Origin of the sequence: Pseudomonas sp. PS01300 (genome assembly GCF_029960155.1) — a bacterium.
In the GTDB taxonomy this organism is placed as follows: domain Bacteria; phylum Pseudomonadota; class Gammaproteobacteria; order Pseudomonadales; family Pseudomonadaceae; genus Aquipseudomonas; species Aquipseudomonas palmensis.
This window is the reverse complement of record NZ_JASCPN010000029.1, coordinates 46,021-63,233: the sequence shown is the minus strand read 5'-3', so window position 1 is coordinate 63,233 and position 17,213 is coordinate 46,021. Positions and strand designations below refer to the sequence as shown.

The 17,213-nt window shown below is 66.3% G+C and carries 14 protein-coding genes; 4 read left to right on the top strand and 10 right to left on the bottom strand.

Going from position 1 to position 17,213, the window contains the following annotated elements; translation table 11 throughout:
• Both QMX96_RS15465 and QMX96_RS15460 read left to right on the top strand, forming a co-directional pair.
• Positions 1 to 834: tripartite tricarboxylate transporter permease (locus tag QMX96_RS15465; RefSeq protein ID WP_282362023.1), on the top strand; the 834-nt coding region annotated here is incomplete at its 5' end.
• 36 nt (positions 835 to 870) lie between these two features.
• On the top strand, positions 871 to 1,845 hold the full coding sequence (locus QMX96_RS15460; protein WP_054914351.1) for a tripartite tricarboxylate transporter substrate binding protein: 975 nt from the start codon (positions 871 to 873) through the stop codon (positions 1,843 to 1,845).
• A gap of 39 nt (positions 1,846 to 1,884) precedes the next feature.
• On the opposite strand, the gene QMX96_RS15455 is transcribed toward QMX96_RS15460, so the two are convergent.
• The 4 genes from QMX96_RS15455 to QMX96_RS15440 form a co-directional block, all read right to left on the bottom strand.
• Positions 1,885 to 2,775 carry a LysR family transcriptional regulator gene (locus QMX96_RS15455; protein ID WP_058540326.1) on the bottom strand — a complete coding sequence of 297 codons (891 nt, stop codon included), beginning with the start codon at positions 2,773 to 2,775 and terminating at the stop codon, positions 1,885 to 1,887.
• Between the two features lie 89 nt (positions 2,776 to 2,864).
• Complete coding sequence (locus QMX96_RS15450; RefSeq protein WP_043864032.1) at positions 2,865 to 5,264, bottom strand: hybrid sensor histidine kinase/response regulator; 2,400 nt, start codon at positions 5,262 to 5,264, stop codon at positions 2,865 to 2,867.
• A 9-nt stretch (positions 5,265 to 5,273) separates the two neighbouring features.
• The gene (locus QMX96_RS15445) at positions 5,274 to 5,735 is read right to left on the bottom strand and encodes a response regulator (RefSeq protein ID WP_043864031.1); all 462 of its coding nucleotides are present in this window, start codon (positions 5,733 to 5,735) and stop codon (positions 5,274 to 5,276) included.
• 18 nt (positions 5,736 to 5,753) lie between these two features.
• Entirely contained in the window at positions 5,754 to 8,009 is a 2,256-nt protein-coding gene (locus tag QMX96_RS15440; protein ID WP_058540325.1) for an ATP-binding protein, read from the bottom strand.
• 295 nt (positions 8,010 to 8,304) lie between these two features.
• Here QMX96_RS15440 and mqo point away from each other — a divergent pair, with 295 nt between their 5' ends.
• Positions 8,305 to 9,951 carry a malate dehydrogenase (quinone) gene (gene mqo / locus QMX96_RS15435; protein WP_282362022.1) on the top strand — a complete coding sequence of 549 codons (1,647 nt, stop codon included), beginning with the start codon at positions 8,305 to 8,307 and terminating at the stop codon, positions 9,949 to 9,951.
• A gap of 16 nt (positions 9,952 to 9,967) precedes the next feature.
• Here mqo and QMX96_RS15430 read toward each other — a convergent pair whose 3' ends face one another.
• Positions 9,968 to 10,798 carry a LysR family transcriptional regulator gene (locus tag QMX96_RS15430; RefSeq protein WP_282362021.1) on the bottom strand — a complete coding sequence of 277 codons (831 nt, stop codon included), beginning with the start codon at positions 10,796 to 10,798 and terminating at the stop codon, positions 9,968 to 9,970.
• 101 nt (positions 10,799 to 10,899) lie between these two features.
• Between QMX96_RS15430 and QMX96_RS15425 the strand changes: the two genes are divergently transcribed.
• Positions 10,900 to 11,625, top strand: a complete 726-nt coding sequence (locus QMX96_RS15425) for an SDR family oxidoreductase (RefSeq protein WP_043864027.1) — start codon at positions 10,900 to 10,902, stop codon at positions 11,623 to 11,625.
• 18 nt (positions 11,626 to 11,643) lie between these two features.
• On the opposite strand, the gene QMX96_RS15420 is transcribed toward QMX96_RS15425, so the two are convergent.
• The 5 genes from QMX96_RS15420 to QMX96_RS15400 form a co-directional block, all read right to left on the bottom strand.
• Entirely contained in the window at positions 11,644 to 14,148 is a 2,505-nt protein-coding gene (locus QMX96_RS15420) for a TonB-dependent receptor (RefSeq protein WP_282362020.1), read from the bottom strand.
• A gap of 126 nt (positions 14,149 to 14,274) precedes the next feature.
• Positions 14,275 to 15,255, bottom strand: a complete 981-nt coding sequence (locus tag QMX96_RS15415) for a FecR domain-containing protein (protein ID WP_054914364.1) — start codon at positions 15,253 to 15,255, stop codon at positions 14,275 to 14,277.
• A 55-nt stretch (positions 15,256 to 15,310) separates the two neighbouring features.
• Entirely contained in the window at positions 15,311 to 15,808 is a 498-nt protein-coding gene (locus tag QMX96_RS15410; protein ID WP_104572552.1) for an RNA polymerase sigma factor, read from the bottom strand.
• 94 nt (positions 15,809 to 15,902) lie between these two features.
• Positions 15,903 to 16,454: a dihydrofolate reductase family protein gene (locus QMX96_RS15405; protein WP_282362018.1), complete on the bottom strand. Its 552-nt coding sequence runs from the start codon at positions 16,452 to 16,454 to the stop codon at positions 15,903 to 15,905.
• Between the two features lie 136 nt (positions 16,455 to 16,590).
• Positions 16,591 to 17,121 carry a cupin gene (locus tag QMX96_RS15400; protein WP_282362017.1) on the bottom strand — a complete coding sequence of 177 codons (531 nt, stop codon included), beginning with the start codon at positions 17,119 to 17,121 and terminating at the stop codon, positions 16,591 to 16,593.
• Between the last annotated feature and the right edge of the window lie 92 nt (positions 17,122 to 17,213).

Below are 17,213 nucleotides of genomic sequence, written 5' to 3'. Positions count from 1 at the left end.
GCGCGCCGCCGCGGCCAGCCGCCCCTGGTGGCGGGGGGCGGCCGCCTGATGCCGACCCGCGAAGACTACCGGCGCAGCTGGAAGCCGATGCTGCGCGGCACCGGCCTGGGCGCGGTGCTGGGCGTGCTGCCGGGGGGCGGGGCGATGCTGGGCGCGTTTGCCTCGTACATGGTCGAAAAGCGTATCGCCAGGCACCCCGAGCGCTTCGGCCAGGGCGCCATCGAGGGCGTGGCCGGGCCGGAGTCTGCCAACAACGCCGGGGCGCAGACCTCGTTCATCCCGATGCTGGTGCTGGGCCTGCCTTCCAACGCGGTGATGGCGCTGATGGCCGGGGCCATGATGATCCACGGCATCGTGCCGGGCCCGCAGGTGATCGACGAGCGCCCCGAGCTGTTCTGGGGGCTGATCGTGAGCATGTGGATCGGCAACCTGTTGCTGCTGGTGCTCAACCTGCCGCTGGTGGGGATCTGGGTGCGGCTGCTGTCGGTGCCGTACCGCCTGCTGTACCCGTCGATCCTGCTGTTCTGCTGCATTGGCGTGTACAGCGTCAACAACAGCCTGTTCGACGTGCTGCTCACGGTGGCGTTCGGGTTGCTGGGCTACCTGTTCATCAAGCTGCGCTGCGAGCCGGCGCCACTGCTTCTGGGTTATCTGCTCGGCCCGTTGATGGAGGAGAACCTGCGCCGGGCGATGCTGCTGTCGCGGGGCGACCCCACGGTGTTCGTCACCCGGCCATTGAGCCTGACCCTGTTGATTCTGTGCGTGCTGGCGGTGGGGCTGATGCTCATCCCGCGGGTGCGCGCCACGCGCCATGTGGCCTTCAGTGAAGACTGAGGGCTGCTTCAACCCTGACTGTTCCAGGACCTTTGCATGAAAATCATCCTACCGCTCAAGTTTGCCCTGGCCGCACTGGCCCTGGGCGTTGCCGCACTGGCCCAGGCCGATGCCTACCCGAGCCGCGCCGTGACCCTGGTGGTGCCGTTCCCGCCGGGCGGCGCTGCCGATACCGTGGGGCGCTACTACGCCGAGCAGTTGTCGGCCTCGCTGGGCCAGCCGGTGGTGGTCGACAACAAGCCCGGTGCCGGCACCGCAATCGCCGCCGAGGCGGTGGCCAAGGCCAAACCCGATGGCTACACGCTGTCGCTGGCCACCGCCGGGCAGCTGACCATACTGCCCAACCTGCAGAAGGGCCTGCGCTACGACCCGCTGCAGGACTTCACGCCCGTGGCGGTGCTGGCCTCGGTGCCCAACGTGGTGGCCGTACCGGCTGCCAGCAAGGTCGACACGCTGCAGGCGCTGATCGACCAGGCCAAGGCGCGCCCGGGCGCGTTGAGCTATTCGTCGTGCGGCAACGGCACCCTGTGCCACCTGTCCGGGGAGTTGCTGAAGAACCTGGCGGGCATCGACCTGCTGCACGTGCCGTACAAGGGCAGTGCGCCGGCGGTCACGGCGGTGCTGGGCGGCGAGGTGGATGTAGCGGTGGATACCCTCACCGTGCTGGCCCCGCAGATCCAGGCCGGCAAGCTCAAGGGGCTGGTGCTCAGCAGCGCGCAGCGCTCGCCGTTGCTGCCAGGGGTGCCGAGTGCCAGCGAGGCAGGCCTGCCGGGGTTCGAGGCATCGGGCTGGTTCGGCCTGGTGCTGCCCAAGGGCGCTTCGCCGCAGCTGGTCGAGCAGTTGAGCGCGGCGATTGCCGCGATTGCCCAGGCGCCGCAGACCGCCGAGCGGTTCGCGCAGAACGGGATCAGCGTCGAGCACAGTACCCCGGCGGGGTTTGCCAAGCTGATCGCCGATGACGGCGCACGGTGGGGCGAGGTGATCCGGGCGGGCAACATCACGCTGGAGTGAGGCCCGCTGCCTTGGCTGATGCGGGGCAGGGCGGGGCTGCTACAGCGCCAGCCGCTGCGCCGTGACGCTGCCGAACAGCTCCACCGGCTCCTGCAGGTTGCCCAGGTAGCTGGGGTGAAACAGCCACAGGTCGACCTGGGGCTTGAAGTCGCTGACGTTGACCACTTCAAGCAGGTCGCGATGACGGCTGGCGGCCAGCAGCGGCTCGGGCACCAGCCCCAGGCCCTGGCCGTTGGCGACCAGGCCCAGTTGCAGTTCGGTGCCGAAGGTTTCCAGGTTGATCTGCAGCGACAGCCCCTGCTCGCTCAAGGCGCGCTGCAGGCCGGCGCGAAACCCGCAGCCGTCGGGGTTGAGCACCCAGCCCTGGCTGTAGCAGTCCTTGAGCTTGTAGCTGCGCTTGCTGGCGCTGCCCTTGGCGGCCACCACCCGCAGGTGCATGCGGCCGATGGAACGGCTGGCGATGCCTTCGGGGAAGATCTTGCCGGAGGGGAACAGCGCGGCGGCCGCATCCAGCTCGCCGTTTTCCATCCTGGCGATCAGCGCGCTGCCCCAGCCGCTGGCGACCTGGGTCCGCAGCTCGGGGTAGGCCTGGCGAATCTGCGCCAGGGCATCGAGCAGCACCACATCGCCGATGGTCTGCGGCACGCCCAGGCGCAGGGTGCCGCTGGGCGAGCCGTGGCTGGCCACCAGCTCGCGCAGGGTGTCGATCTCGCGCAGGATGGCCTTGCACTGTTCGTACACGCGCCAGCCCATGGGCGTGGGCTTGAGCGGCTTGGTGTTGCGGTCGAGCAGGTTGGCGCCCAGGTCTTCCTCGAAGTTCTGCACGCGTCGTGTGATGGCCGGCTGCGTCAACTGCAGCGACTGCGCCGCAAGGTTGGTCGACTGGCAGCGGATGACGGCGACGAAGGCGTCCATGTCATCGATCTTCATATTCGGCTCTCACATAGTCTGGCGTTGAAAAATGTCTTTCAAGAATAATCTTTTTTGCTCGGCCAGGTAGAAAGCGTGTACAGGTTTTTTCAACGCGCCAGCGCTGCCCAGATCTTGCTGCGCAAGTCGCGCTCGCTGAACGGCTTCTGGATCACCGTCGAATGGCTCAGCCCCAGCACGTCGGTATTGGCATAGCCAGTCACGAACACCACCGGCAACTGCGGGTAGGAGCGCTTGACCAGGGCCGCCAGCTCGCCGCCGGTCATGCCCGGCATGGCGTAGTCGGTCAGCAGCAGGTCGATCTCGGGGCTCAGCATGTTCAGTGCATCCGGGCCGTTGCGCGCCTGCACCACCTTCAGGCCAAACGATTCCAGCAAGGTGGCCGTGAGGGTACGCACGGTGCTGTCATCGTCCACCAGCAGGATGGTCGAGCCCAGCGGCTGATGCGGTTCACTCACCGGCGCAGGGCTGGGCAGCACGGCCACGGCGTCGCCCTGGATCCGCGGCAGGTACACGCTGACCGTGGTGCCGACATCCAGGGTGGTTTCGATGCGCACCCCACCACCGGACTGCTTGGCGAAACCGAACACCTGGGCCAGCCCCAGCCCCGATCCATGCCCCACCGGCTTGGTGGTGAAGAACGGCTCGAAGGCCCTGAGCAGGGTGTCCTCGTTCATGCCGCTGCCCGAGTCGACGATGGAGAACACCACGTAGTGGCCGGGTTCCGGGTCTTCGGGCCGCAGGGGCGCGGCCTCCACGGTGACGTTGTGAGTACGCAGCAGCACCGAGCCGGGCCCGTTGGCCATGGCGTCGCGGGCGTTGATGATGAGGTTGAGGATGATCATCTCGGTCTGGGTCAGGTCCGCCGAGGCGGTCCACAGGTCCGGGGCCAGCGACATCTCTACCCAGATATTGGCCCCCAGCGCCTTGTTCAGCAGGCTCTGCATGCCGCGCACGGTGGCGTTCAGGTCCACCGGGCGCGGTTGCAGGCGCTGGCGGCGCGAGAACGACAGCAGCTGGGCCGTGAGCCGGGCGCCACGTTCACCGGCATCGGTGATGTGTTCCAGCCGGGTGCGGGCCTTGTCCAGGTTGCCGCGGGCAATGTCGCGCGTGGCAAAGGTCGCGCTGGTGAGGATCACCGTGAGCAGGTTGTTGAAGTCGTGGGCCACTCCAGCCGTCAGCTGGCCGACCACTTCCAGGCGCTGCATCTGCTGCAGCGTGGCTTCCACGCGTTCCTTCTCGTCGATCTGTTCGCGCAGGCGCTTGTTGGTGGCGGCCAGTTCCTCGACCACCGCACGCTCATCGGTGATGTCGCGCACGGCGGCGTACATCAGGCCGTTCTCCGGCACGATGGTCCAGGACAGCCACCGGTAGTCGCCGTTGGCGTGGCGCATGCGGTTGACGAAGCGGGTCGATACGTTGCCGCTGGCGATGCTGCGGGTTTCCTTGATGGTGGCGTCCAGATCGAGGGGGTGGATCAGCTCCCACAGGCGCAGGCTGCCGATCTGGTCCCGCGACCAGCCCAGCGCCGCCTCCCAGGCCGGGTTGAAGTTGATCGGGGTCATGTCGAAGCGCAGCACCCCCAGCAGTTCACGCGACAGCTCCCAGGTGCGGTCGCGCTCGCGGGTGCGTTGCTCTACGCGCTCGCCCAGGGTTTCGGTCAACTGCACCAGGGCCTGGGTGGCGACCTTACGCTCGCTGATGTCCTGCATCACCCCGCTGAAACGCACGCAACGGCCATCCTTGAACAGCGAACGGCCGTTGGAGTTGATCCAGCGCAGGCGACCGCCCGACAACTGCACGCGGTATTCGGCATGGAACACCGATTCGCAGCTCAGGGCCTGCTCGACCTTGGCCCGCAGCATTGCCCGGTCGTCGGGGTGGCAGTGCTCCAGCACCTGGTCAAGGTGCAGGTTGCAGCTGGGCGTGACTTCGTACAGGGCGCGGCAGCGCTCGTCCCACAGCACCGAGCCGCTGGGCACGCTCAGTTCCCACACGCCCATCTCGGCAGCCTGGATGGCCAGGCGGGCGCGGGTCTCGACCTCTTCGAGGGCGTTTTCCGCAGCGCGGCGCTTCTCGCGTTCGCGCACTTCGAGCACGGCGCGGCGGATGGCCTTGGGCAGCACCTTGAGGTTCTGCTTGAGCACGTAGTCGACCGCGCCCAGGCGCATGGTCTCCACCGCCTGCTGTTCGCCGAAGATGCCGGACAGGAAGATGAACGGCGTTTCCGGGGCCGCCCGCTGGGCCACCTCGAGCACCTGGATGCCCGACGAGGAGGGCAGCAGGTAGTCGCACACAATCACGTCGAAGGTGTGCTGCTGCATGGCCTCGCAGGCGCCGATGTGATCGTGTACCACCACCGGGTCGACCTGCAGGCCATAGCGCTCCAGCGTCAACAGCGTGAGCTCGACGTCGTGGGTGCTGTCTTCGATCAGCAGCAGCTTTATTCTGGGGAGCGGCGTCGGCGCTCCGGGCTCTCGTCTAGGCATGTCTTGTCATCATGACTTGGGGCGACGCACGACCCGGGTGGAACCGGGCGGTGGCTCGTTGAGCACGGCCCAGAAAATCCCCAGGTCGGAGATGGCGCCGACGAACTCCTTGAATTCCACGGGTTTGACCACGTAGGCATTCACGCCCAGCTGATAGGCGCGGTCCAGGTCCGGCTCTTCGCGGGACGAGGTCAGCATCACCACCGGAATGCTGCGCAGGTCGGCCGAGTCGCGCACCTGTTCGAGCACCTCCAGGCCATCGACCTTGGGCAGCTTGAGGTCGAGCAGCAGCACTGCCGGGTTGCCTTGCGGGCGGTCGGCATGGCTGTTCCTGCGGAACAGGTAGTCCAGCGCCTCGGCGCCGTCGCGTACCACGATCACCTCGTTGGCCAGCTGGCTGCGCTCGAGCGCGAGCAGGGTCAGTTCGAGGTCGTTGGGGTTGTCTTCTACCAGGAGTATCGGTTTGAGCATGGAGCGCCCTCGTGTGGGTCATGCAGTGGGCATGAGGGTTTTCTTTGGAAGTGAAAAATAGAACGTCGCGCCCTGGTCCGGGACACCGTGGGCCCATACCGTGCCGCCATGGCGCTCGATGATGCGCCGCACATTGGCCAGGCCGATGCCGGTGCCTTCGAACTCCTCCATGCGGTGCAGGCGCTGGAACACGCCGAACAGCTTGTTGGCGTACTGCATGTCGAAGCCGACGCCGTTGTCGCGCACGCTGATCACGTGGGCGTCGTCGCGTTCCTGCACGTCGACCTCGATCAGCGCCACCGGCCGGCCGCGGGTGTACTTGATGGCGTTGGCGATGAGGTTGCGCAGGGCCAGGTGCAGGAAGGCCGGGTCGGCCACCACGATCGGCAGGGCGTTGAAGGTCCAGCAGATGTCGCGGCCCTCGTAGTCGGGCAGCATCTCCAGCTTGATGGAGGCGACCATCGCCGACAGGTTGACGTCGGACAGGTGCATGGCGCACCGGCCCATCTGCGAGAAGCTCAGCAGGTTGTCCACCAGGGTGCCGGCGAACTTGGCGGAGTTCTCGATGGTGCCCAGAAAGCGCAGACTGCGCTCGGACATGTTGGCGCCTTCGGCATCGCTGAGCAGCTCGGCATAGCCGGCGATATGACGCAGCGGCGCGCGCAGGTCGTGGGAGACGCTGTAGGAGAAGGCTTCCAGTTCCTTGTTGGTCTTTTCCAGGGATTCGGACAGTTGCGCCAGTTCTTCGGCCTTGCGCAGCACGATGCCGAGGATGGCCTGGCGCAGCTCCTGCACGCCCTCGACTTCGCTGGGGTCCCAGGGGGTCGAGAAGCCTTCGACGATCTGCTGCCACTGCTCGAAGCTTTCGCGCGGGTTCAGCGAGCCACTCTGGGCGATGCTTTTTTCCGGGCGGCCGGCCCAGTGCACCACCTGGGACTGCTGGGGTTTGAACCAGATCAGGTAATGCGGGTGCAATTCGGAAATGGACACGGCAAGGATGCCGCTGGCCATGTCGGCCAGCCCTGCCAGGTGCGGGATATCGCGCCCGGCGTTGTCGGTATGGAACACCTCGGCGTCGCCGCGGGCGGTCAGCCAGCCCACCAGGGCCATGATCCGCGCCTGGGGCGGGGTGTGCCCGTAGGTGTCGCAGCCGGTGCTGGACACCACTGCGGCACCGGCGGCGCCGACGAAGTCGGTGAAGATGTCGGGCAGGGCGCGCAGGCCCAGGCGCACGCTGTCCTGGTCGGCGATGGCGCCCAGCAGCTGCACGATGCGCTGGCGGATCTCGAGCATGCGCGCGTGGCGCAGGTGGGCTTCGCGGGTCTCGATCTGCAGCGACAGCACCCGGCCCAGCAGTTCGCAGGCGGTACGCACCTGAAAGCTCACGCTGCGCGGGGTGCGGTGATGACACGACACCAGCCCCCATAACCGGCCCTCGACCACGATGGAAACCGACATCGAGGCCCAGGTCTGCATGTTGCGCATGTATTGCAGGTGCACGGGCGAGACGCTGCGCAGGGTCGAGAAGCTCAGGTCCAGGGGTTGGCCGGTGAGCAGGTTGGCGGCCGGCAGCAGGCGCGCCGGCTGGTAGTCGGCATCCTCGATCACGCGGATGCGGTTGGCACAGTACAGCGCCCGGGCCTGCGCCGGGATGTCCGAAGCAGGGAAGCACAGGCCCTTGTAGCTGGGGTAGTCGTCGTCGACCAGCTCGGCGTTGACCAGCCCGTTGCCCTCGGTGTCGAAGCGGTAGGACTTGACCCGGCCGAACCCGGTCAGGCGCTTGATCACACGCACCGCCCGCTCGCACAGCTCGTCGATGCTCTCGCTGTCCGGTGCGCCGCCAACGAAGGAGCGCACCAGCGGGTACAGCCGCGAGCTCGGCGCCGGCACAGCGGCCGGGCGCTGGAATTCGGCGATCAGCACCTGGTCGTGGCGGTGCAGCATCATCGGCAGGCGCTGCGCCTGCTGGCCGATCAGAAACTGCACGTCGGCCACGTGATAGGGCTGGGACTGGTCTTCGTCGAGTTCGCCCAGCTGCTCGACGAAACTGCAACCGTCCTGCACCACCGCATCGAAATGCACGCCCAGCAAGGCGTCGATCTCCACCCCCAGCCAGTCCGGCAGGTTCTCGCTGACCTGGCGGATCAGCATGGCCGGCTCCTGCACCACGACCATGAACCCCTGGGGCTGAATGCTGCCGGGGGTACGGATCTGTTCACGGGCGCAGTTGGCCAGGGCGATCTGGAAAGCGTCGCTGGGGTGGGTGGTGGTCACAAGATCCCTCCTGAAGGCGTGTTGGCAGGCCGTGCAGGGGAAGGGCACAAGCGATCCCGGCCAAGTGTAGAAAGCGCGGACAAGGTATCAAATCCTGTGGTTTCACGATGCTAAAACTGATCCTTAGCTGATGAATTGGTTCAGTTTGATAGCGTTTTGCCCGTGCCCTGGCGCCGCCGCGGCCCGATCCAAGGGAACCCCACTGACTGCACCGGGTCGCTTGTACGGCTTGTCATGCGCGATCCATGAGCCACACTCACTGGATCGTCTCGTAATGCAATTGGGGGGATATGCCATGAAGTTCGCAAGGAACGTGGCCACATTGGGCCTGGCCGTGTCACTGGCGGCCGGCCAGGCGCAGGGGGCGGAATCGAAGAAGGTCGATGTACTGCTGGTGGGGGGCGGCATCATGAGCGCCACGCTGGCAATCTGGCTCAACGAGCTGGAGCCGGGCTGGTCGATGGAGATGGTCGAGCGCCTGGACGGGGTGGCCGAGGAAAGCTCCAACGGCTGGAACAACGCCGGCACCGGGCACTCGGCGCTGGCCGAGCTGAACTACACGCCCGAGGACAAGGACGGCAAGATCAACATCACCAAGGCGGTCGAGATCAACGAGGCGTTCCAGGTGACGCGCCAGTTCCTGGCCTGGCAGGTCAAGAACGGGGTGCTGAAGAACCCGCGCTCGTTCATCAATTCCACGCCGCACATGAGCTTCGTGTGGGGTGACGACAACATCAGTTTCCTCAAGCGCCGCTACGAGGCGCTGCAGGCCAGCCCCCTGTTCCGGCCGATGCAGTACTCCGAAGACCCGGCGCAGATCCGCAAGTGGGTGCCGCTGATGATGGAGGGCCGCGACCCCAACCAGAAGATCGCCGCCACCTGGACGCCGATCGGCACCGACGTGAACTTCGGCGAGATCACCCGCCAGTTCGTGGCGCACCTGCAGCAGCAGGAGAATTTCTCGCTCAAGCTGTCCAGCGAGGTCGAGGACATCCGTCGCAATGACGACGGCTCCTGGCACGTGGAGTACAAGAACCTCAAGAGCGGCGAGAAGTCGACCGCCGATGCCAAGTTCCTGTTCATCGGTGCCGGCGGCGCGGCGCTGCCGCTGCTGCAGAAGTCCGGCATTCCCGAGGCCCAGGACTACGCGGGCTTCCCGGTGGGCGGCTCGTTCCTGGTCACCGACAACCCCACCATCGCCCAGCAGCACATGGCCAAGGCCTACGGCATCGCCGCCACGGGCGCGCCACCGATGTCGGTGCCGCACCTGGATTCCCGGGTACTCGATGGCAAGCGGGTGATCCTGTTCGGGCCGTTCGCGACCTTCTCCACCAAGTTTCTCAAGGAAGGCTCGTACCTGGACCTGTTCTCCAGCATGACCACCCATAACCTGTGGCCCATGACCAAGGTGGGGATCGACCAGTTCGACCTGGTGCAGTACCTGGCAGGCCAGCTGATGCAATCGGACGACGACCGCTTCGAGGCGCTGCAGACCTACTTCCCCCAGGCCAAGAAGGAAGACTGGCGCCTGTGGCAGGCCGGGCAGCGGGTGCAGATCATCAAGCGCGACAAGGAAAAGGGCGGGGTGCTCAAGCTGGGCACCGAGGTGGTGAGCGCGGCCGATGGCAGCATTGCCGGGCTGCTGGGCGCATCGCCCGGCGCATCCACCGCGGCGCCGATCATGCTCGAAGTGCTGCAGAAGGTGTTCAAGGACAAGGTCGCCAGCCCGGCCTGGCAGCAGAAGCTGCACCAGATCGTGCCCAGCTACGGCACCCACCTGAACGACGACCCGGCCCGGGTGCAGCAGGAGTGGGCCTACACCAGCGAGATACTGCAGCTTGCGCCGCCACCGGGCATCGATACCCAGGCGCCGCAGCAGTCGCCGGCCACCGACCCGATCGGCCAGAAGCACAGCGACTCGGACCCTGACCTGGCGCCATGACCTCGGCGCTCCGTGCTCAGGGCAGGGGCGACGCCCAGGTACCGGCCGGGGCGTCGCGCAGCGCGGCGTGCAGCAGGCGCAGCACCGGCTGCTCCAGCGCAGTGCCGCTGTAGCACAGGCCCACCCGGCGACTGGGCAGCGGGCTGTTGAGCGCATGCACCTGCACCCCTTGTGCCGCGCTCACCAGCGAGTGCGGCAGCGCCGCCACGCCGACCCCGGCCGCCACCAGCAGCAGCGACTGCTGCAGCGAGCCGCTGCTGGCCACCGCCGACGCGGTGGAGTTGCCATACAGCGCCATCAGGCGCTGGTGGGAGGGGTGTTCGGGGCAGATGACCCAGGGGTACAGGCTGGTGACCGTGCCCGGCTGCCTGCCGGCTGCGCTCACCAGCACGAACGGGTCGTCCCACACCGGCAGGAACAGCTCGTCTTCGCAGCACTGTTCTTCCACCGCCAGGCGCGCATCGCCGGCACAGCCCTCGTGCAGCGTGATGTACAGGTGCGCCACCACCTGGTGGGCAAAGCGCAGAAACGCAGCGACCTGCGCGGGGCTCAGGTCCGGCTCGATGCCCAGGCTCAGGTGCTGGCGCGCATCGCTGGTGCGAAAGCGCTGGCGCAGGGCCTCGGCCTCGCTGACCAGCGCGCAGGCCTGCGGGTACAGCGAACGCGCCGCCTCGCTCACCTCCACCCCTCGCGACTGGCGGTTGAACAGGGTGGCGCCCAGGGCTTCTTCGAGCTGGCGGATGGTCACCGACAAGGTCGGCTGGCTGATGCACAGGCGCTGGGCGGCGCTGGTGATGTTGCGTTCTTCGAACACCGCCACAAAGGCTTTGAGGTGCCGGATATCCATAGGTAAGGCCGATGTCTGCAAGAGAAATTAAGCATTTTATCTGCTGTGGCCGGCACTATACGCTTTGCGTCATCTGATAAACCAATGACGGAAGCACTTTCATGAACAAACCCCTGATCATCGTGACCGGCGCCAGCTCGGGCATCGGCGAGGCCGTCGCGCGCCTGTTCTCTGCCCAGGGCCACCCCCTGCTGCTGCTGGCCCGGCGCGTGGAGCGCCTGCTCGCACTGGGCTTGCCCGCCACCCTGTGCAAGGGTGTCGATGTCACCGACCGCGAGGCGCTGCTGGCTGCGGTGAAGGAGGCCGAGGCGCAGTACGGCCCGGCCGATGCGATCGTCAACAATGCGGGGGTGATGCTGCTGGGTGATACCGCCACCCAGGCCCCCGAGCAGTGGGAGCGCATGCTGGATGTGAACGTCAAGGGCCTGCTCAACGGCATCCATGCGGTACTGGGCGGTATGATCGAACGCAACCACGGCACGGTGATCAACGTCGGCTCGGTGGCCGGGCGCAAGACCTTCCCCAACCATGTGGCCTACGTGGGCACCAAGTTTGCCGTGCACGCGATCTCGGAAAACCTGCGCGAAGAAGTGGCGGCGCACAACGTGCGGGTCATCACCATCGCGCCGGGTGCGGTGGAAACCGAGCTGCTCGGCCACACCACCGATGAGGCGATCAAGTCCGGCTACCAGGACTGGAAGGCCGGCATGGGCGGCGTGGTGCTGTCGGCGGACGATGTGGCCAATGCGATCCGCTACGCCTACGAACAGCCTCAGGGCGTGTGCATCCGCGAGATCGTGCTGGCGGCGACCCGCCAGCAGGCCTGATGGCGTGCGCGTTGCGCGTCAGAAACTGTACCTGACGTTGAACATCACGTTGCGCGGGTCGCCGTAGTAGACCGAGTAGTAGTTGCCGATGCCGCTGTAGTACGTCTTGTCGAACAGGTTGTTGAGGTTGGCCGACACCTTCAGTTGCTTGCTCACGTCATACGCGGCCATCAGGCCGACCACGCCGTAGGCGTCCTGGAAGAACTTGTGGCTGGGCAGCGCCACGTCGTTGACGTCGTCGTAGAAGGTGTCGTCGACGAAGTAGGTGCGGCTCTGCCACTGCCAGTTGCCGCCCACGGTGAGCTTGTTCAGCTCGGCCGGCAGGCGGTAGCTGGTGGCAACCTTGAGCAGGTGCTGGGGCTGGTTGGTCGCCACGCGCCGGTGATCGGCGTCGTAGGAGGCCTGATAGACGTAGCCGGCGTTGATGTTCCAGTCGGGCAGGATCTCGCCGGACATTTCCAGCTCCACACCGCGGGTGGTGGCGCCCTGCACGGCGCGCATCACTTCATTGCCGAACTCCCCGGTGGTGCCGGTCGACTGTGCCAGGTTGTCCTGCTTGAGCTCGAACAGCGCCAGGCTGGCATTCAGGCGACGGTCGAAATACTCGCCCTTGATTCCCACTTCGTAGCTTTGCCCGGTGAGCGGGTCCAGCGGCTTGTTGTCGGCACCCCGGTTGTAGGGCTGCGGCTTGAAGATGTCGGTGTAGCTGGCGTACACGGTGTGCTGGTCGTCGAGGTCGTAGGTGATGCCGGCATAGGGGATCACTTCACCGGTGTCGCGGGTGGCGGTGCGGCTGCTGCGCGGCAGCGCGTTGATGCTGTCCAGGCTCCACGCGTAGTCGGTGACCCGCGCCCCCAGCACCAGGTTGAGTGCGTCGGTGGGCTTGAGCACGACCGCAGCATAGCCGACCTTCTGCGTGGTCTTGATATCGAAGGTCGACCACCAGGCCCAGTCGGTGGGGTAGGCGGCGTTGTTGTTCCAGTCGAAGGCATCGGGTGCCACGGCGTCGGTGCTGCCGTCGGTACGGTCCGATTGCGCGGTGGTGTGGGCATAGGTATAGCCCACCACCAGGTCGTGGCTTCTGCCCAGCAGCGAGAACGGGCCCTTGGCGTAGATATCGAAGGACTTCTCGTCGGTATCGGTGTTGAACTTGGCCGCACCGCCCGGGTAGTAGCCGTGGGCGACGCTGTTGTCGTTCGGGTCGACATGGGCGGTGGCCAGGCCTGCGATGATCTCGCGCGAGGCATAGTTGCGGTAGCTGGCGGTGGCCTTGAGCGACCACTCGTTGTCGAACTGGTGGTCGATGCTGGCGAATGCGCGCTGGGTGCGATGGTTGCGGTAGGCCCACTTGTCCGCCGGGTTGGTGGAGCGCGAGAAGCGCACCGGCGTGCCGTTCTTGTAGAAGGCCGGCAGGTGGGTGGTGGAGGACGCGTCGTTGTCGTTCTGCTGGTACTCGTAGCCCACGCTCAGCACGGTGGCGTCAGACAGGTCGCCGTCGAGCACGCCGTAGAAGATGTCCTGTTGCTGCTTCTGGTAGTCGATGAAGGTGTGCTGCTGTTCACGGGCCGCGACGAAACGCCCGCGCAGGGCGCCGCTGTCGAGCAGCGGTCCGGACACGTCCAGCTCGGTGCGGTAGTGATCCCACGAGCCTGCGCCGGCGGACACATGGCCCTGAAACTGGGCAGTGGGCCGCTTGCGCACCAGGTTGATCACCCCCGACGGGTAGCCGATGCCGTTGACCAGCCCGGTGGCGCCCTTGAGCACCTCGACGCGGTCGTAGATCACCGAGTTGGTGATGCTGTAGTTGTCGCGCAGGTTGCCGGCGTCGGTGCTCAGGCTGGGCACGCCGTCGTACTGGAAGTTCTGGATCTCGAAGCCGCGCGAGTAGAAGGTGAAGCCTTCGGAGTTCTCGCGGTTGACGGTGATGCCCGGGGTTTGCTGCATCACCTCGGACAGGTTGTTCAGGCCCTGGTCTTCCATCTGCTGGCGGGTGATCACGCTGATCGACTGCGGGGTCTTGCGCAGTGACATGTCCAGGCGCGTGGCGGTGCTGGTCTGCCCGGTGGTGTAGGAGCCGCTGCCCTCGGTGGTGCTGCCCAGGCTCCAGGCGCTGTTGATGGTGGTGGCGCCCAGTTCGATGTTGTTGCCGGCGCTGTCTGGCAGCGGTACCAGGTACAGGGTCGAGGCGTCACTGCGCCCGAAGGTGAAGCCGCTGCCGGCCAGCAGTTGGGCCAGGGCCTGATCGGCGGAGTAGCTGCCCTTGACCGGTGCGCTGCGCAGGCCGGCGTCCAGGTTGCCGTCGAGCATCACGTTCTGCCCGGTCTGCTGGCTGAACACCAGCAATGCCTGGCGCAGTTGCTGGGCGGGGATATCGAATGCCGTGTGCACGCTGACCGCCCCTGTACCGGGCGCGGGCAGCTGGGCCTGGGCCGGTTGTGCCAGCAGCGCGCAACTGATCGCGGCGGCCAGCGCCGACATGCGCCAGCACGAACCCTGGGGGAACAACGTCTGGGGTGTTGCCATTTCCTTGACTCCTCGGCAGAACGACTTCGCCTGTTTGCGAATGGGTTTCATCTGCTGGTGATGACGCACGAGGAGTGCAAATGTCTGATGGGTACTGCAAATAATTTTCAATCAGCCATCGGCAGGTCAGGCAGGGCGGATGATGGTCACCAGGTCGGTGTAGCGGCTCAGGCGGATCGGCAGGGTGCGCGCCAGCACATCGAGCATCTGCTCGGGGTGCTGGCGATTGAGGATCAGGCTCACCGGGCGTGCCGCCAGGCGCTCGTCGGCGATGAAGATGCGGCCCTCGCGCCAGCGCTGCAGGTGATTGACCACCTTGGCCAGGGGCGTGTCGAAGAACACCAGGCTGCCGTTGCGCCAGGCCAGCACCTGGTCGAGTTCGGCGCGCTGCACCGGGCCGAGCCCGGCGGCGCCGAAGGTCACGGCCTCGCCCTGGCCCAGCTGTGCCTGCTGGCCGGGGATTTGCACCCCGGCATTGTGCTCACTGACGGCCAGGTCGGCGCTGCCGGCGTCGCAGGACAGGCAGAACGCACCCTGGTGGCTGACCACGGTGCCGGCCTCGGTGTCGATGCGCAGCGGGCGGGTATCGGCGGCCACCTTGAAATAGGCCTGACCACGCAGCATGCGCAGGCGCCGCGTGGTGCCGGAAAAGTCGAGGTCCAGGGCGGTGTTGCCGGCCAGTTCGATCACGCTGCCATCGGGCAGGCGCTCGGTGCGGGTTTCACCCACGCGCGTGTGCAGGTCGGCAAACGACAGGCCGTCGCCCTTGAGCCACAGCGTGGCCGAGCCGGTGGCCACTGCGGCGGTGCACGCCGCCATGGCCAGTTGCATGAAGCGCCGCCGCGAGACGCCGCGGGCCTTGGGGGCAGGCGGCGCCTGCACGGCAGGCAGCTCGGCGGCCAGGGCCCACAGCGCTTCGAGTTCCAGGTAGGCCTTGGCATGGCGCGGGTCGGCCAGCATCCACTCAAGCCACTGCTCGTGCTCGGCCTGGCTGGCCGAGCCTTCGAAGATCAGCGCGAACCAGGCGCAGGCCTGCTGCGAGATGGGGTCGGCCTGGGGCTCGTCGGGCGAGGCCGGGGCCGGCGTGGGGAAGGGCGGTTCAGCCATGGGTCGGGTCACTGTGCGGGCGGCGATGTATACAGGGGCGCATGATAGTCCACTCTCACTCGGCCATGCCCAGCTTGAGCAATTCCAGTGCCCGCACCATGCGGCTGTAGGCGGTCTTGGGCGAAATGCCCAGGCGTTCACCGATCTCCACGTAGGTCAGGCCTTCGCCGCGCGCTAGCAGAAACACCTCGCGGCAAGGCTCGGGCATGCGCTGCATCACGCGGTTGAGCGTGGCCAGCTGGTCCTGGGCAATCACCGTGCGTTCCAGGCTCGGGGTCTTCTGCTCCAGCGCCTGCAGCTCGGTGGGCTCGACCACCTCGCCCTTGCGGTGGCGCTCGCGACGCAGGTAGTCGATGAACAGGTTGCGCGCGCACAGAAACAGGTACGCGCGAAAGTTGTCGATGGGCGTGCGCCCCAGCTGTTCGGACAGGCGGATGAAGGTTTCCTGAGTCAGGTCTGCGGCGGTGTCCTTGCAGCGCACCTGACGATTCAGGTAGTCCTGAATTTCTTCACGGTGGGCAAGGTACAACGCCTTGAGGTCTGCGCTTGACACGAAACACCTGCGAGCTGGGGGTCAGGGAGCGCAGGAAGATAACAGGAATTAATATCATTTAAAACAACGCGGCCGAGGCGCTGGGGTAGCGTCTCTAGCGGTTCGGGAGCAATCGGTAGTGGCTCTGCACGAAACCGTTGTCCGACGCGCAGGTGGCGACATGCTGCAGCTGGCGTTCGCTGCCTGCGTGGCTGAACAGCGCAATGCCCTGGCCAAGCAGTACCGGAATGCGCGTGATGATCAATTCGTCGATCAGCCCGGCCTGCAGAAACGCCTGGAGGGTCTGGCCGCCATCGATGTAGAGGTGCTTGAGCCCTCGTGCTGCCAGTTGCTCGACGATGTCGGGCACGTCGCCTGCCAGCACCTCGACGTTGGCCTGCGGGTGCGCAGACATGTCCACGGGCCGGTTGGACAGCACGATGACCGGGATGCCTGCATACGGCCATTCGGGGAAGGACAGCACCTTGTCCAGGGTCTTGCGGCCCATCACCAGGGCATCGACGCCGGCGATGAACTGTTCGTAGGTCACGCCGTTGAGCTCAGCGGTTTCATAGTCGGGGCGGTGCAGCCACTCGATGTCGCCGTCGGGGCGCGCGATGAAGCCGTCGATGCTCGCGGCGATGAATACGGAGCACTTGATTGTCATTGAACGTGAATTCCTCGTTGCTGTAGGCACGCCTTTGAAAACGGGCGGTTGGTTGGCGACCGAATATACCGCGTTGCCAGCTCGTTACCAGTCATCAGCCAAAGGGCCTGGGCCTGCTGGAGCCAGACGCTGCCCTTCAACGCTGGTTGAGCCAATGCTGCTGGTAGGCCCCTTGCGGGTCCTGCACCGGGCCGTGATCGGGAACGGGCAGGTTGGCGATGCACGCAAGCTGGGCCTGGGTTGGCGCTTCGCGTCGGATGTCTGCGTGCTGCCCGGGCGGGTAGGCCCCCACCACCAGAAAGCCCGGGCTGCAATCGAGTTTGCAGTGGCCCGTGCCGGCGGGCAGCAACAGCACATCGCCTGCACTCACCTGTACTTCGCGGCCCCGCGGGCCGCCCAGCATCAGCCTTGCCTGGCCACACACCACGCCGAGCGCTTCGTGGCCCTCGGTGTGGTAGTGGTGGTAGGCGTAGATGCCATCGCGCCATTGCGCCGGCCAGCCATTGGCCTCGAAAGTGCGTTCGATTTGCGCCGCCGGATCACTGCCATGCAGCGCAATCGCGTGGGGGTAGATCAGCACCGGCAGCCGGGTGTTGTTGGGCACCCAGTCGTCGGGTTGCAGCCTCAGTACCTGCGAGGCTGTTGAAGGTGTGTGTCGAGTGTTCATGGTCGACCCTCGGCGATGAAGCCGGGGCGGCATCGGGTTGCCAGCCCGGCGTGGTGACAGGGAAGGGGCAGGTGGATGCCTGCCCCGGTCGT